The following is a 16,432-nucleotide window of genomic DNA, read 5'->3' on the forward strand; positions in this document are numbered from 1 at the left end:
AAATATATCTAATCGACCTGCCAACCTTTCTTCATCAAAGCTTTAAATTCATAACTGGCTTGGCTTGGGTCAATTAACCCGTTCAAATCTCAACTAAAACTGCCATCTTACCTGTGTGACGCTCATCCAGAGTTCTCTCTGGCGTCGAATGGCGACTCCGTGGTCGTCTGTCTCTGTGAAATTACGGTTAAGTACTTGATTCTGTTGACTCCGTTGTTTTACTGTTCATGTCAACCCCCTGAATCTATGGATGATCGAACAGCCGCACTTCTCCCATCCGTATAGTCGTGCTTGAAACACATTGTGCTTGAAACACATTGTGCTTGAAACACGAGCTCACCTGTCTTGCTGCACCTGATGACAATCTATTACCTGTGATCTGCTTAAGGATTGTGGATTTAATCAGACCCAAAATAAACATCCGGGTTTTGTTGAATTTGTGATCTAAAGGCTCTGTTAATGGGGTTTGTTTTTAAATTCACTGTTTGGCGATCGCTAAGCAACAGGAGAATATCATGAACCACCCTCACACGAAGTTAACGTATTTTCAAGATGGCTCTAGACGATTGATGAATTCTCAAGAGCTAGATCAAATTATTGAGGCGATCGCAACCGGACGATATTCTTGGGCGTGTGTTTTAATTTTGCGATTGACGGGTTACAATCCGTTGCACTATCTGCCCTATCGCACCTACCGACGATTAGTAAAAGAAAATTCTCAGGCTGCAATGCCCCAGCCACCCAATCAAGCGGACGTTAGCTCGTTGCAAAAGTGCGATCGCTGACATGATCCCGGTTAAATTCATACCCCGATGCCGCCATATCTATTGTCTTGACTCTCTAGTTCACTGGAGAGATTAGAATAAAAATGGTAGTGTTTCAAATGTGTTGCGAATTTTTTGGTAAGGTGCGCCTTGCCAAAAAATTCGCAATAGATCGAGAACATTACCCCGGACACTTAAGGTATTGGCGAGGTTGTTATGCTGACTCAAGAAAACTTAAAGCGGATTGGCGTAGTCGCAAAAGAAAGTGGATTGCCGATCAAAACTATTCGTTACTACGATGAGCTAGGACTGCTCAAAACATTGGGCAGAACGGAGGGAAATTACCGTTTATTTAGCTCTGATGTCTTTGGTCGATTGCGATTTATCAAACGTGCTCAGAGTCTTGGTTTAAGTTTATTAGAAATCAAAGAGTTCCTGGATGTGCATGATCAGGGTGATTTACCCTGTAGTCACATTAAAGTAAAGCTAGAAAATAAATTGGCAGATATTGAACAACAAATTCAGCAATTGCAAATTCTTAAACAAGAATTAAAGGGCTTATTGTCTGGATGGGAAGCTGTTCCAGAGCATCCTGAAGAAACAATTTGTCCCATTATCGAACGCATTCAATAGACCCTATCAAAAAGTGCTAGTACAGCAAAACGAAAGTTTTGTAAGGGGTGAAGGGGTGGAACCCCTTCTTGGGGGCGAAGCCCCCAACCCCCCATGTTGCAAAATTTGGTGTTTGCAACACTAGGATCTGTTTTAAAAGGGTTGTTTTTTCGTGCGCTTCGCGCACGAAAAAACAACTTTTTAGCAGGTTTTAAAACTCGCCCTATAGTTCATCTTTACTCGGTGCCGTCTTTTACGACGTATGGGTACCCACGGGGCTGGGGCTATCTTGTTTGAGTAACTCTCCAAACTTCGGGCTCCACCAGCCTTTAGCCGTTTGGAAGTAGACAGCATCTTTATGTTTGCGATCGCTTCTTGCCTTGGCATCAGAGCACCGGAGCAGTTGTTTAGCCTGCCCTTCTTTTTCGTAGGCATAGGTTTCCATTAACGTTTGGCAAACGGGGCAGCGATGCTCTGTTATGTGCGTTTTCGATACCGATTCTGAGGGCGTCACCTGCGATGCCGAGTCTGAATTTGATTTTTGTCGAGGAGGTTCCCATTGACGACTAAAGTCTGACCAAAACAAGACACTGTCATCGCATCCATTGACGCACTTGAGAAAGTATTTCTTTTTGAGTTTTTTACTCGGAATTTTCGCCATTGCTTTTTGGCACTGCGGGCAACGGGTGCGCGATACGTCTAGCGATTGGTTGGGGCGAGGGGCTGGCTGATGGGTGAGATGGCTGGGAATCACTTGATTTGCCTTAACCAACGCTGGAACGAAGTAGTCCTGATTCCAGTGAGTTAAATAGTGCTGCCACTCTTGCTGACCCGCTGCAATCTGATCGAGTGCCGCTTCCATTTGCGCCGTAAATTCTGCTTCTAGCAAATCGGGTAAAGCATCTTGCAAAAAGCAATCGACATCCAAACCCAGCGGTGTCGGTTGTAAATGACCTTTGGTCAGTTCCACATACAAGCGTTGCTTCAAGGTTTGAATTGTAGGGGCATAGGTGCTGGGACGACCGATACCTTTGCGTTCCATCACCTGGACGAGTTTGGGTTCGCTGTAGCGGGGTGGGGGTTGGGTTTGTTTTTGTTCATGGGCAGCCTGGTTCAGGATGAGGGCTTGCCCTGCCTGTACTGTTGGCAGTTCTGTATCGGCACTCAAATTATTCCAATATTTGCTGTAGCCGGGAAACTCAATCACTTGCCCCTTTGCCTGCCATTCGATCGAGCCGGATTGCGTCACAATTTTGGTGTGTCGCAGTCGAGCGGGTTGACATTGGGAGGCGATCGCCCGTTTCCAGATCAACACATACAACGAGAAAGCATCCGCCGATAATTCCACCCGCAGCTCTTTAGACGGGCGATAGACATCCGTGGGACGAATGGCTTCATGGGCTTCTTGTGCACCTTTGAGTTTGCGATGTTGGGTGGTCTTCTTCGGCACATTTGCCGGATCGTTGGCTTCTAGCCACTGCCGTGCTTGCCGACAAAACTCTGGGCTGAGGGCAATGCTATCCGTTCGCATATAGGTAATTAGCCCTGCTTCATACAGCGACTGGGCGACTTGCATCGTGTGTTCGGGGCTAAAGCGTAGCCGAGAACCGGCTGCTTGTTGCAAACTTGACGTCACAAAGGGCGGAGGTGCGCTGCGGGGAGTCGTTTTACCTTCAACACTGATGACAGTGTGGGGATGCTGGCGGGCGATCGCCACTAGCCGATCGGCTTCTGCTTTAGAAGTAACTCGTGCTGATTCACGGGTTTGCCCCTCATTAGGCTGGCTGGCATCATCGGGTTGCGCATCTTCTGGGGGTGTTTCTGCGGTTGTTCCCCGGTAATAGGCACGAAAGCTTAAGGCTGGTGCTGTGGAATCTTCCAGCGTGTAGTCTACAAAAACACTCCAATAGTCTTGTGGGACAAATGCCTGAATTTCCCGTTCTCGCTTGCAGAGAATATGCAGGGTGGCGCTTTGCACCCGACCCATGCTCTTGGCTCCGTTTTGCAATTGCCAGAGCAAGGGCGACCCTTTGTATCCGACCAATTTATCTAGAACCGTGCGGCATAACCCGGAATGAACCAGGTTGAGATCTAGCGTACGCGGATGGGCGATCGCTTGTTGTACGGCATTGGGTGTGATTTCGGTATAGACTACCCGTTGAGGATTTTTGAGATTTAAGGCTTGTTGAAGGTGCCATGCGATCGTTTCTCCCTCGCGGTCGGGGTCAGTTGCCAACACTACGGTTTTGACCTGTCGGACGGCTGCCTTTAAATTCTGAATCGTTTCGGCTCCGCGAGATCCCCGTGCCATGAAGCGGCAGCGCACCGAATTGTCGTCTAAGTCAAAGCCTAATGAATCTTCGCCATCATTGGCTAACTCTCGAATATGTCCCATACTGGCACGAACTAGCCAATCTGAACCGAGAATTTGGCTCAGTTTCTTAATTTTGCCAGGGCTTTCGACAATCAGAAGCTTGGTCGGCATAGTGCAGTTCCTTTCAATACTGCCAATAATTCAATTGTACTATATTTTGGCACTATTGGATGGCTTTATCCCGATGCTGTCTGCCAGATGGGCAGGGCTTACTATACGCTGTGCGGGGTTGATTCGGTCTGGTATTGTGGGACACCCAGTGCCCCACAACACTGTTTCTGTCCTTAACAAACTTGCACGCCATGATAAAAGGGATAAATTTGCACGTGAACCCTTTGGGTTCATGTACAAATTTATCCCCAAAATTAGTAATGGGATGTCGAGGTCGTCTAAAACGCTATTGCCAGCGTAAAATCGGCTGTCGCAGCAATTCTCTGTTTCCTTGGGTGACTGTCAAAAATGAGCCTCTGGGTGTATTGCGAATCAGTAGATAACTAACATCCCCGTTGATTGCTTCAAAGGCGCTACCGTCCCGTTCGTAATTATCGAGGGGTACCCGGATTGTGTTGCCGTTGTGTTTGTTGACCCCGACGTAGGTATAGGGGAAGTCACCGCCACAAATGTTCACCCAGTAGTCTTCAGTTTCGGCTTCAACCCATACACTTTCGTCGGCGTTGCAATAGTTACGCAGCTCTGCCAGCAGCATGGGGGTTGCCAGCCCTCCCTGCTGAAGAGCGTTACCCTGACGTAGGGGAGTTTGCTGAGATGCGATCGCGGTCGCTGAGGTCACAGCGAGACCTGAACTGGTGATGCTGGCGATCGCGGCTAGTCCTGCAATTCCTAGTTTCACACGTTTCATATATGAACAACTGATAGGGTATGGGCTCAGAGTACCCTGCGGGCGTAAAACCTTATCAGATTAGAGGATGAATTGGGTGTAGGTGCCGCACTTCGTGCGGCACCTACACCCAATTCATCGATGGATGAAGTAATGCTTGAATTGCTACAGTCGGTTTAGTTTGGTTTGTAGATCGCTCAGGCGAACGCCAATCAGGTTGGGGAGAACAATATCAGCGGCTGCCACTCGGTTGTTGATTGCGGATGCTGTGCCAACGGCAGGATCCAGCCCAATGGTTCGCATACCAGCGGCGATCGCCGCTTCAATGCCAGCGGCTGCATCTTCGACCACGACACACTGGGCAGGGGCAAGCCCCAGCTGAGTGGCAGCATACAAAAATAGGTCAGGGGCGGGTTTGGGTCGGTCAACGCTAAAGCCATCGGCGATCGCATCTACGCGATCGGCAATTCCCAATTTTTCAATCACCATATGAGCATTCTTGCTGGCAGACCCGATGGCAATTTTGATGCCTGCTTGTCGCAGTTCGTCCAATAGAGCAATCACACCGGGCAACACATCTTCAGGGGTAATGGCTTGGATTGATTCCAAATAGTAGCGGTTTTTGCGCTCCATCATCTCCTGAAGTTCTGATTCTGAGTATGGGCGATCGCCAACAATGAGCAAAAGCGATTCGCGTCGAGACACGCCCCGCAGTGCTTCATTTGCCTGCCGATTGAAGGGAAGCCCGACTTCATCGGCCAGCCGTTGCCAGGCCCGATAATGAAATTCGGCTGTATCTGTCAACACCCCATCCAGATCGAAGATAAAGCCCTGAATGTCGCTTGCTGGCGCTGATGAAGGCAAGAGGTTGAAGCTATGCCAGGTGCCCCGCCAGTGCAGCTTGAATTTCAGGTGAGTCCAGGTATCGGGGAGATGGGGGGTAGCAACGGGACCCGACTCTTTCAGTTGAATGCCACCAAACCCAAATACTACGGCTTGCCAAACCCCTCCGGCTGACGCTGCGTGAATGCCGTCTCCGGCATTACCGCGTGTATCTTCCAGATCTACTAACGCAGCTTGCATAAATTGATCGTAGGGATTGGCAGCACCCAGGTCGGATGCCAGGATCGCGTGAATGGCAGGTCCCAAGGATGATCCGTAAGTAATATCGGTGCGAGGAGCATAGTAGTTCCAGTTTTTTTGCAGCACGTCCGGGCGATATGGAAACGCTTGGGTACCGCGCATCAGATAAAGCAGCATCAACACATCGGGTTGTTTCAGCACCTGCCGTTGATTAGTTTCATCAATGCCGAGAAGCGCTTGAATAGATTGATAGCGAGGTTCGTAGTCGTTTAAATTGATATCCTGGAGCTGGAAAAATCCCTCAAACTGCTCAATTAGCCCTGTGTCAGCATCGTAAGGGATATAGATCTGGGTGATGATGGCTTGCCATCGCCGTAACCGTTCTGGCGTCAGGTGTAACTTTTGTCCGAGTTCTGTTGCCGCATCAGGATACTTGTGTTGCAACCATTCATAGACAGTAACTGCCTTTTCTAAATGCCACTGCACCATGCGATTGGTGAAGGTATTGTTATTCACCTGCTCATGGTATTCATCGGCTCCGATCACGCCACAGAGTTCATAACGTTCTTGCTTGGCATTCCACTCTACTCGGCTCATCCAAAATAAAGCCGTATCCAAAATAATTTCTGCCCCGTAGTCGCGCAGCCAGAGGTCGTCACCCGTAGCTTGCCAGAATTGCCAGACCGCATAGGCAATGTCAGCACTAATATGAATCTCGCGATCGCGACACCAGATGCGCACATCTTCTGCATAGGGATCATTGGGCATTGCCCAGCGGGGGGTGACTTCATCGCCGGTGGCAGCACTTTCCCAGGCAAACATGGCTCCCTTATAGCCACTATGGGCAGCTTTACGTCGTGCCCCAGGCAAGGTGTGATATCGGTAGGTCAATAAGTTTTTGGCGATCGCCGGTTGGGTCAAGATGAAAAAGGGCAGCATAAAAATTTCTGTATCCCAAAAAATATGCCCCCGATAGCCAAACCCTGAGAGTGTTTTAGCTGGCACACTGACCCGATCGGTATAAGGGGATGCCCCGATAAACAGTTGAAACACGTTGTAGCGTACTGCCAATTGAGCTTCGCTATTGCCGCCAATTTCAATGTCGCTGTACTGCCAAACGCTATTCCACGCGTGCTGATGCGCTTCTAGCAACGTTTCATAGGAAGGTAGACTGGCTAATTTGGCTTGAGCTGTTAGAACGGGGTGCTCGGTCTCCTGAGACGTGCAGAGGGTCACAATTTTTTCTACGCTGACTGCTTGCCCCGACGTCGCCATAAAGGTCGTCGTCAAGGTCGGATAGCCGGGAGTATTGGTGACTTGCAAGGGGGCATTGGTGCCGATCACCGTCATTTTGCTTGCCATGCCCAGCTCGATGCGAGAGCTGCGGGTGCGCACCTGTAACCAAATTCCTGGCTCTGTTTTTTGATGGCTACCTGACTCTGTCTGACCCTGATCCAGTCGTTCCCAGTGGTCAAATCCTTGATTTTCAGCATAGCCATTGAGGCTAGACTGCACCTCGATCGTCCAGGGGAACGGCTGCGCTGACGCGCCATCCACATCCACAGGCGTAATCTGACAGCGCAATCCCAATGCGTGTGGATCTGCCAAACTGGCAAACCGCTCAAATCGTAAATCTAATATATTGCCATTAGGGCTACGCCAACGCATCGAACGACTTAAGATGCCGTGACGTAAATCAAGCTGCCGTTCGTAATGGATGATTTCACCGCGATCGAGCCGAAACCGCTCGCCATTGACAATCACCGCCAGAGAGAGCCAATCCGGACAATTTGCCAGCTCGGTATAGACCACAGGGACATCATCATATACCCCATGGACTAACGTGGCAGGTAGCGCCTGGGGATAGCCCTCTTCAAAGCTACCCCGTGTGCCTAAGTAACCGTTGCCAATGGTAAACACGGTTTCTCTAGACCGTAACTGCTCTGGATCAAATTGGGGTTCAATCAGCGTCCAGTCTGTGTAAATTAAATTACGCGAGCGTGGAATGTTCATGTTACCGCTTCATATGATCTGCTAAAATCTGCTCTGCTCTAGGTTTGTAGAGAAGATAGAATAGGGCTTCCAGGTAGCGTTGCAGTGCCTCACGCTGGTCAGAATAGAGGTAGTTCCAAAAGCTATAAATCTTGGTCAATTGCAGTAGTTGTCGGGTATGAACCTGCCAGTTGTATTGGGTTTGAATCCGTTGGATAGCGCGATCGGAAATCCCATGCCAGTAGTCAGGCTCGGTTTTGCACTGATTCAAAAATTGGAGAATTTTCTCAGCGGTGCCGTCTAAGTCGGTTGGGTTGATATGAAAGCCATTGATGCCATCCTGAATAATTTCTAACGACCCACCAAATTGGGTGGCAAAGGTCGGTAAGCCGGAGATCATCGCTTCTAAAATGGTGCGTCCGAAGGCTTCAAACCGCGCAAAGTGAACAAAAATCCCCTGATGGGTGGCGATCGCTCGATAGGCTTGACCGAGTTCATGAGTAGATAGCCGCACATCTAACCAGCGAATATGCCCGTGCAAGTTGTACTGATCCATCAAATTGTGAAGTTTGGCACTTTCCTCAACTTCGTCGGCATCTGTCGTATATGCCGCATCCAGAGCATTGGTCAGGAGAATCAAGTTACAGTGGCTTTGCAACGCCTGGCTACGACCAAAGCACTCTACCAATCCGGTTAAATTCTGAATCACATTGATCGGTGAAACCGCAAAGATGGGGCGTTTCTTGGGCTGATCTAGATACCCGAAAATGTGTGAATCTTCTTGCTCAAATATCAGTGCTTCAAGGCGAGCCTGGTCTGCACCCGCTTGATGTTCCATCCGCTGATAGGGAAAGAAGATTTGTTCGTTGACACCTGGTGGCACGCGATTGAACTTGGGGCTAAACAGGTCAATGCCATCAATCACATGATACAAATTGGGCATCGTAAAGCACTTATAAGATTCATACTGACCGATGCTTTCTGGCGTCCCCACAATTTCCTGGTAAGACGAGGTGATGATGAAGTCAGCGGCATTCATGCTGATCAGATCTGCCGTAAATTGGGCTGAAAAGTGATACTGGTCCTCTAAATCTTGCCAATACAGATTACTGAATAGGTATTTCGGCTTTTCTAGCGAATGGGCAATATTGCACTGGATAGCATTCAGCCGACGTGCCAGCAATGATGCGACCAGATTGCCCTCACTGTAGTTGCCAATGATTAAATTGGGGTTTCCCCCCAATCGTGTCAGCAGTTCTCTTTCGGCATCCACAGCAAAGCTTTCTAAGTAGGGCCATGTCTCGAACTTAGAAATCCAATTCTGGGTTACAGCGGGATTAAAGGTTTGAAACGGTATCCGTAGAATCCAGGCATTGTCGGTGCCGTCTACCTTTTGCCAGGGGAGAGCGCATTGTGTTTCAGTACAGTTGGGAACCAGGCGCGTCAGAATAATCACTTGAGGACGAATGCCCAGTAAGTCTAACCCTGCTTCGCCGATGTCGGTACGGAGTTGGCTTTCTAAACTGCGGGTCTGTTCCAGCACGTAATCTACTTGGCTACGGGTTTCTGGTCGTTCTACTACACTTTCTTGACTGACCCACCCATGAATCGAAATCAGTACGACGCGAAAGACTGCTGGAACCCGAGAGACAAAGGTTTCTAAAATGGCAGGTTCCGGATCTTCAATCAGGCGATTGAGCAGTTCTAATGTTTCGCGGGCGCGAGCCACGGTGTTGCCCCAACCCGGTTCAAACCCCAGAGTTTGTAACTCAGGATGAACTTTTTCATAGGGGTGATCGGCAGCATACTTGCTTAATACCTGGAGGGCGTGCTTAACGTGTTGCGACAGCTCCACACCCGATTGAATGCGATCGTTGATCAATAGCTGCATGCCGTCATGTTCAAGTACATGCAGGGCATTAAATAATGCCTCTAACCAGTAATGAAAGTCTGTCAGCAATCGGTCGCACAAGTAGCGATTGAGAAATGCCAGACCCTGACCAATCCGTCTAGGATCATCGATGATGGGAGCTTTGGGATGGAACGGATGGAAGTCAAGGTTGAGAATGTGGGGTTGATAGCGATTCACCTGGCGATCGCGTAAATCGAGGAGGGCTTCCAGGGGCATTTCTGACGCGTTAGCCAGATCTAGGGTAATCCGCCAGACCTGTTGACTGGCAATCCAGGGGCGCAGCACCAGCCAAATGCTATCGTCGTCTAAGATCAGTTCGTGGGTGTAATGGATGAGTTGGCTCAGTGATGAGCTGTGATAGGCATGACCCGTTTGTGGAGAGGGGAGGCAGCAGTCCGTAAATGTTTGAATAATTTCGTTGCGCAAGAAGTAACGCTTGCCGGAGTCACTCAAGGTGTCAATCAGCTGATGTAGAACTTTTTTCTCGTCGCCAATCAAAATGGCTTGAATCAGGTTATGCATAGGGATAGCGGTCAGAAAAGGCTGGAACCGCAGATGATGAGGTAGGGTTCGCAGAGCGATTGATAATTGATAATACTTCAGCCATACTTACCGACTTTGGCAGAGTATTACCTGGGATGGCAGGGTGTGGATTCACCCGCTAAAAGGAATGTACCGTCAACGGCTTGACCGTGCCTCTATCTTTGGTTGTGTTTTAGCCGGGTATAAATGGGTCTGGGAAACCAGAGGTTTCGTCAGACCCATTTATACCCGGAACGGTGATATCGCGGGACGTTGCGAACGTCCTCTAAAAAGAGTATTAACTCTTACTATTGATCTGCTGCTTAATCGTCTCTGCTTTTTGCTGCATATCTTGCTTATACCAATTCATTAAAGGTGTTGCACTGATGCCGTGTAGCACTACAGAGACGACGACGGTGATGAAGGTGATCCAGGCTATTTGTTCGCCCATGTCTCCCTGTAAGCCTTCACCTAGAGCGTAGGTCAGATAATAAAGCGACCCCACTCCCCGAATGCCAAACCAACCAAATAGCCAGCGTCGCTTTTGGCTATACTGCTCGCCGATGGTACTGATCCAAGCTCCCACTGGGCGAATCACAAAGAGCAACGCGCCTGCAATCAATGCGCCTTGCATGGAGTATTGCACGATGGGTTCTATTCGCAATAAAGACCCTAATAGTAAAATGGTTGCCACTTCCATGAGTTTCTCAATGCTCTCGGTAAATTCGAGTTGAGAATGTTGTTTTTCAGGATTATGGTAACTTCGTTGGGTGACGATTCCCGCTACAAAAACAGCCAGGAAGCCGTAGCCATTCACGAGTTCTGTCAGGGAATACGTAATCAGTACGAGGCTGAGGGCTACAAAATCTTCCATTAAGGAATCAACCTGAACGAATTTTTGTAGCCGCTTGTCTAACCAGACAATACTGCGAGGTACTATTAAGCCCATACCTAAACCCGCAACGATCGCCCATAGCAGGTCTACGGCGACCCACTCGCGAAACCAGTTTTCCCAGTGGCTATCGTTAATCCAGTACAGCCCAAAATAGACAAATGGGAAGGCTAATGCATCATTTAACCCCCCTTCGGAAGTTAAGCCAAAGCGCAATTCATCATGATCATCTGGATCAGATAGCTGGACTTCTGACGCTAGTACCGGATCCGTGGGTGCCAAAATCGCTCCCAGTAGAATGGCTCCACCCCAGTTGAACTGTAACCCCCAGTGGGCGATCGCCGCTACCATCATAATGGAAAAGGGCATTAACAACCCAATCAAACGGGCTGTAGAATTCCACGCCCATAGCTTCAGCGGACGATTCATCTTCAAGCCACAGCTGAATAGAGAAATTAGAACCACCAGTTCCGTCAGTCGTTCTAAAAACTCGGCTTCGGGTCGAAGCTCAATCAACCCAACACCGTAAGGGCTGAGTAAAATACCAACCACTAAATAGATCAGCGCATAGGAAAGGGGCAGGCGAGTGATCCATCCTGACCCCAATGTGACAAACAGCAGTAGTAGACCGATCGCTAATAGGTCGAGGATGTACTCATTCACAAAAAATAAGTTGATGAATTTAAGAGTGTATAAAGCCTATCGGGACATTAAGAATCATGGATTTAATAAAACCCGATTCTTTTCGAGAGAGCGGCGGCTTCGCCGCCGCTCTCTCAAAAAGAATTACAGGTTAATTAATCTGTGATCCTAAGGATTTCGCAGGAATCCTCAACGCCTTACGCAATTGAGGGAGAACGGATGATTGGTTGAAACACTGCATGACGTGCAGTGTTTCAACCAATCATTCGTTAATATTAGAACTGGCGTTTTCCTACGGGAAAACGCCAGTTCTCAGTCTAGGTGGATGTTACGACCAGGTGCGTTCGCCGTTTTCGTCAACACGGGCCTGGCGAATAACGTCGGAGATTTCTTCTGCATCTTTGACATGGTGCAGCGCCTTTCTCGATCCATCGGGTTCATCGACAATGAAGTAGGTCGGTACAACGATGTGATCTCCCGTAATGTCGGGTGCATCGACGGCTACTTGTTTGGATTTTTCTTGCAACGATTTTGATTCATCAATGCGATCGCCAGGGTTAATTGTTAGCGTTTTCCCTTCTCGCTCTAACTCCTCTTTCTGGGCTCGCTTTTGAGCTGGATCAACCTCTTCAGGCGTCAAGGGTTGTTTGATGGTTCCTTGGCTATCATTGGGTTTAGGCTCGGAATCGTGATTCATAAGACAATCCTGAAACGTACAATCTTCACTCTTTAAACGTTAGAAAAAAGGAAGTCTAAATACCTCACTCAAACGGAACGTCTCCGGGTCTTTCAAAGGGAAGAGACGGCATTAGGGTCTGCTCTTGGGACCGTAGCCAATGACGGCTACTTTGTGACGATACACCAGTTCAGCGCCATACCATCCAGTCACACCCAACACCAGTGCTACTATGAATGAAATAGCCATGCCAGCGGGCAGTATGGCACCCGCTTGATTATGCCAGCGCAAGCTTAAATTTATGGCTGATAACCCTAATGCTGCGATATTGCCTACCATATGAATCCAGCCAGCACTGTGCTCTCGGACGCGATCGATTTTCAGAAAATCAATCATTCCGGTCAGCCCTGCGATGAGTCCCGATAGCAGCCCTCCCAGGATGAGCCAAAATGATACTCTAGCCCAGAAAGGATCACTGGTTAGCCAGTAAATGGCATCGGTCGCCAGAACACTAGTCAAGAATGCAATCGGAAAGGTTACCAGTAAGGGATGAAATGGATGTCCGGCGATCGCAACAGTGCTGGGGACACCGCTATCCCGATACTCACGTTCATCGCTTTCAATAAAGGGGGGAACATTAGGAGTTTGTGTCATGATTGTTTCTCTTGAATTGTTGAAATTGAAGGAGTATGGAAGTGATGAGCGTTTTTGCCCGTGAAGCCAGGCGTTTCGCCTGCAAACGTAGTTATAAAATCACCACGGTCAGAATTTAGGTAGCTGGGAGTTGTTCAATCTGAGTTGCTGCATGAATCAGTAATCTACCTTTCTGCACATCCAGTCGATGCAACTGGAGTGAAATGCCGGGAATATTGAAGTTTCGGAGATCTAACAAGGTCGTCAGTTGCTCAAAAATAGCACTTACCATTTCCGTGTTTAAACCTTGTCCTTCGGCGGATAGAATTTCTAACGAGATGCGCTGCCCGTTATCTTGAATTTGAGGGATGGCTGTTGCCGAAAGGTTTTTGACTTCACCTTGCTCTTTCAGCAAAAAGTTAGCCGTGATGGCAAACTTGTTATCACCGGGTAATTCTACGATCGCCTGTTGAACATCTACGAATGTAGGACTTCCTCCCACGTTCATTTCCAAGTTATGTAGTTTGCTTTGAATATAGTCAGATCCGAGCGCCCGATTAATATCAGCTTCGGTTAAAACAATTTCAGCGTCGGCATCGGTGGGATGAGTCAGCTCAATATTACCAAACACAGCACCAAGCGGATTAATGGCAACTTTATCAGTGCTGACTTGTAGCGATTCCATGCGTAGATCTTGCTTCATCACTAATCCTTTTCCAGAAATAGTGACAGAATCTACTTCGCCCTGAACCAACTTTCCAGGATTGGTACGAACGTCAACATCAATTTTCTCAACTTCATCTAGCTGGCTGGCAATACCCACCTCTGCTACTTTGCTTAATGCCTTTTCCCCCAAATCGGGGTCGTTTTGTACCATGTTTGATCTCCACAGTTCAACTTACCATCGGTAACCAATAGCAAGTATTTCAGTTCACATTCTCAATGTCAGCGCAGACCGATCAAAGTTCAATCTGCCCGAAGAGGTACAAACTACAGACTGGCTTGATTTTTATAGAAGACTCAGTCTCAAGAGAGAAGCGAGTCAGATTTAGACAGCAACCTGGATAGGCTTGAAGATTGCAGGTGAGTTAGCGTTTGCCTGAAAAAATATGCACCCTCTGTTTAAGAGTGCATATTTTTTAGGATCAACCTTTCCGATTGGATTGAGTCTATTCGTGTTGCACGTGCATTTTGCAAAACGGGGGTGGGGGCGATGCCCCCACACAGAGGCTTTACTCCTGCACCCCGTTGCAAATCTACTCGTCGGAGTTAGGATTTGCCGCCTTTACGACCTGCTTTTTTCGCTTCTTCAGGGGTGAATTCATGGGCGGTGCCTCTTTCATGGGCTACCTGTCCACCTTTATGACCTGCTTCTCTCGCCTCTTCAGGGGTGAATTCGTGGGCAGTGCCTTTTTCGTGGGCTGCTTTCCCACCTTTGCTGGCAATTTCATGCTGCTTATCAGCATCCATGGAGGCAAATCCTTGTTCCCCACTCTTAGATGATTTATCTTTGTTAGCCATGATTAAAGCTCCTGATTCAAAACTTGAATTCATCCATCCTAGAAACCTAAAAATTGAGTTGCCTCTACCTATAGCAAGATTGAGAATTTTTAAACTGGTTAAGACTATATTCACAGGATTTTTTATCAAAAAATCTATAATAAAAGTCATCTGGTTAATAAATTGAATAGTGAAACAAAAGTAGGTAAATTACTATCATTAAATAAAAGCAAAAATGCCTTTAATGCTTGATTTTCAGCCATGCTATAAATAATTCTTATCAAGAATAAAAATCAAGTGTATCTTCATGATATTTCATTCAGCAAATTACGTACTATAAATTAGACAGATTCACTATAGGCAATTTAGAGTATTCATAATTTTATTCATTTATGGAGTTTTTATTTAACTATTTTCTCTGCCGACTTTGCTGATTCTGATGGATTTTGTGTCGGAACCCTGATTGACGAACAAATCTTTGTAAGGGCAGGTTTAGCAAGTCTCTGATCGCTTTGCAGTCGGCATTTCGGCGAAACCTGCCCCTACGATAGAATGTGCTTTCTGGTACTTTTGTCAGGTTAAATGAGGAGGTTGTGTGAGAACCCGCGCTCCGCGCGGGTTCTCACACAACCTTTGTCCGAATCAATCCCTTGACTACTATATAATTCCCTTGGCGAGAGCCGTGGTACAGTCGCAGAAAAAATAAAGGCTGGCTTTAGGCAGTACGACGTTACTGTGCTGCCTAAAACCAGCCTGAAGGTGTTATTTAGCCTGTGATCGTCGCTGTACACCAGATCATGCCCGTTTGTGCTTAAGACTTACCTGCTGGATCAAGTACATGAATCAGATCAGGTTTTTCTGGAACGGGAGGACGCTCAATGGATTGGGCGATCGTTGGTCGTCTATGACGTTCAAGACCATCAAGCGGCACAAACGCACCCGTTGCGATCGATTGGTAGAGGGCTGTAATAATTTGTACATCAATCAGCCCTTCTTTGCCCGATGGCTCTGGAGATTGGTTTTGCAAAATGCAGTCTGAAAAGTAAATAAACTCGGCAGCCAGCTGGTCACGAGATTGGAAGGTTTGTTCCTGGGTCTTGCTATCCACAGTAAGGATATGCTTTATTTCTCCCTGCGTCGAATAGGCTGGATCTACCCGTAAATCGCCCTTTGTTCCAACAACTTGACAGGTTGAAACTTTGGTTGCACCAAAACTACAGGTGAAGGTTGCCAGGCGATCGCCCGGAAAGCGTAGAATCGCACTGGTCATTTCTGCAACGTCTTGAAACCGCTCTTCTCCGTTATTCGCCGTGGTAGCAAATACTTCAACGGGTTCATCTTGAAACAAGTATCGGGCTGCATTAATGCAATAGATACCAATGTCATCCAGGGTGCCACCACCTATTTCCTTATCAAGTCGGATGTTGCCTGCCGCTGTTTGCTGAGTGAATAAGGAGTTAAAAATGCGAGGTTCACCAAGCTGGCGCGATCGCACAATCTCTACGGCTTGCAAATTCGCCTCTTCTAAGTGGAGGCGATAGGCAATCATGAGTTTGACATTATTCTCTTCGGCAGCTTTGATCATTGCCTTGCATTCATCTTCGGTAACTGCCATGGGCTTTTCGCACAACACATGGATGCCTGCCCTGGCAGCACGCACGGTGTAATCGCAATGCAGATGGTTTGGCAATGCAATGTAAACGGCATCAATCAATCCACTGCTGAGGAGGTCATCATATTCTTCATAGGAAAACGTCCGTTGCATCCCTTCGTACTGCTGAGAAAGCTCAGCTAACTTAGTCGGATCATCGGAAACAAGGGCAACCAGTTCAGAATTTTCAGCGTGGGTAAAGGAGGGTAGTGCTGCGGACTGGGCAAACCAGCCTAACCCAACCACGGCATAACGAACTTTTTGCTGATTCTGTTGTTGATCTTGCGGAAGATTTGAAGGTTGCTGTAATGAGACTGTCATAGTAATCCTGCTCAAATCTG

The 16,432-nt window shown here is 47.8% G+C and carries 11 protein-coding genes and 1 pseudogene; 2 read left to right on the forward strand and 10 right to left on the reverse strand.

What is annotated here, in order from left to right; genetic code table 11:
• Positions 1-515: 515 nt before the first annotated feature.
• Positions 516-722 (forward strand): annotated as a pseudogene (locus ACR6Z4_RS00675) (HetP family heterocyst commitment protein); the annotation flags it as partial.
• A 258-nt stretch (positions 723-980) separates the two neighbouring features.
• On the forward strand, positions 981-1,397 hold the full coding sequence (locus tag ACR6Z4_RS00680) for a heavy metal-responsive transcriptional regulator (RefSeq protein ID WP_479715278.1): 417 nt from the start codon (positions 981-983) through the stop codon (positions 1,395-1,397).
• A 232-nt stretch (positions 1,398-1,629) separates the two neighbouring features.
• Here the strand turns inward: ACR6Z4_RS00680 and topA are convergent, their stop codons facing one another.
• The 10 genes from topA to ACR6Z4_RS00730 form a co-directional block, all read right to left on the reverse strand.
• Positions 1,630-3,861: a type I DNA topoisomerase gene (topA, locus tag ACR6Z4_RS00685; RefSeq protein ID WP_479715279.1), complete on the reverse strand. Its 2,232-nt coding sequence runs from the start codon at positions 3,859-3,861 to the stop codon at positions 1,630-1,632.
• Positions 3,862-4,147: 286 nt separating this feature from the next.
• Positions 4,148-4,609, reverse strand: a complete 462-nt coding sequence (locus tag ACR6Z4_RS00690) for a hypothetical protein (protein ID WP_479715280.1) — start codon at positions 4,607-4,609, stop codon at positions 4,148-4,150.
• Positions 4,610-4,753: 144 nt separating this feature from the next.
• A complete protein-coding gene (pgmB, locus tag ACR6Z4_RS00695; protein ID WP_479715281.1) occupies positions 4,754-7,684 on the reverse strand; it encodes a beta-phosphoglucomutase in 2,931 nt (976 codons plus the stop codon).
• 1 nt (position 7,685) lies between these two features.
• Complete coding sequence (locus tag ACR6Z4_RS00700) at positions 7,686-10,097, reverse strand: sucrose synthase (RefSeq protein WP_479715282.1); 2,412 nt, start codon at positions 10,095-10,097, stop codon at positions 7,686-7,688.
• A 298-nt stretch (positions 10,098-10,395) separates the two neighbouring features.
• Complete coding sequence (locus ACR6Z4_RS00705; RefSeq protein ID WP_479715283.1) at positions 10,396-11,652, reverse strand: cation:proton antiporter; 1,257 nt, start codon at positions 11,650-11,652, stop codon at positions 10,396-10,398.
• A gap of 307 nt (positions 11,653-11,959) precedes the next feature.
• Entirely contained in the window at positions 11,960-12,328 is a 369-nt protein-coding gene (locus ACR6Z4_RS00710) for a hypothetical protein (RefSeq protein ID WP_479715284.1), read from the reverse strand.
• A gap of 111 nt (positions 12,329-12,439) precedes the next feature.
• Positions 12,440-12,961 (reverse strand): DUF2231 domain-containing protein, encoded by a 522-nt coding sequence (locus ACR6Z4_RS00715; RefSeq protein WP_479715285.1) that lies wholly within the window; start codon positions 12,959-12,961, stop codon positions 12,440-12,442.
• Between the two features lie 115 nt (positions 12,962-13,076).
• Complete coding sequence (locus ACR6Z4_RS00720; protein WP_479715286.1) at positions 13,077-13,817, reverse strand: LmeA family phospholipid-binding protein; 741 nt, start codon at positions 13,815-13,817, stop codon at positions 13,077-13,079.
• A 392-nt stretch (positions 13,818-14,209) separates the two neighbouring features.
• Positions 14,210-14,611 (reverse strand): con-10 family general stress protein, encoded by a 402-nt coding sequence (locus ACR6Z4_RS00725; protein ID WP_479715287.1) that lies wholly within the window; start codon positions 14,609-14,611, stop codon positions 14,210-14,212.
• A gap of 640 nt (positions 14,612-15,251) precedes the next feature.
• Positions 15,252-16,412 (reverse strand): Gfo/Idh/MocA family protein, encoded by a 1,161-nt coding sequence (locus tag ACR6Z4_RS00730; RefSeq protein WP_479715288.1) that lies wholly within the window; start codon positions 16,410-16,412, stop codon positions 15,252-15,254.
• Between the last annotated feature and the right edge of the window lie 20 nt (positions 16,413-16,432).

It is taken from the genome of Calyptranema fuscum S582 (assembly GCF_055793305.1).

What these genes read in the sequence shown, in the direction of transcription:
- ACR6Z4_RS00725 (WP_479715287.1), bottom strand. Translation starts at nt 14,611, where the DNA reads ATGACTTTTATTATAGATTTTTTGATAAAAAATCCTGTGAATATAGTC.
- ACR6Z4_RS00680 (WP_479715278.1), top strand. Translation starts at nt 981, where the DNA reads ATGCTGACTCAAGAAAACTTAAAGCGGATTGGCGTAGTCGCAAAAGAA.
- pgmB (WP_479715281.1), bottom strand. Translation starts at nt 7,684, where the DNA reads ATGAACATTCCACGCTCGCGTAATTTAATTTACACAGACTGGACGCTG.
- ACR6Z4_RS00730 (WP_479715288.1), bottom strand. Translation starts at nt 16,412, where the DNA reads ATGACAGTCTCATTACAGCAACCTTCAAATCTTCCGCAAGATCAACAA.
- ACR6Z4_RS00720 (WP_479715286.1), bottom strand. Translation starts at nt 13,817, where the DNA reads ATGGTACAAAACGACCCCGATTTGGGGGAAAAGGCATTAAGCAAAGTA.
- ACR6Z4_RS00715 (WP_479715285.1), bottom strand. Translation starts at nt 12,961, where the DNA reads ATGACACAAACTCCTAATGTTCCCCCCTTTATTGAAAGCGATGAACGT.
- ACR6Z4_RS00710 (WP_479715284.1), bottom strand. Translation starts at nt 12,328, where the DNA reads ATGAATCACGATTCCGAGCCTAAACCCAATGATAGCCAAGGAACCATC.
- topA (WP_479715279.1), bottom strand. Translation starts at nt 3,861, where the DNA reads ATGCCGACCAAGCTTCTGATTGTCGAAAGCCCTGGCAAAATTAAGAAA.
- ACR6Z4_RS00690 (WP_479715280.1), bottom strand. Translation starts at nt 4,609, where the DNA reads ATGAAACGTGTGAAACTAGGAATTGCAGGACTAGCCGCGATCGCCAGC.
- ACR6Z4_RS00700 (WP_479715282.1), bottom strand. Translation starts at nt 10,097, where the DNA reads ATGCATAACCTGATTCAAGCCATTTTGATTGGCGACGAGAAAAAAGTT.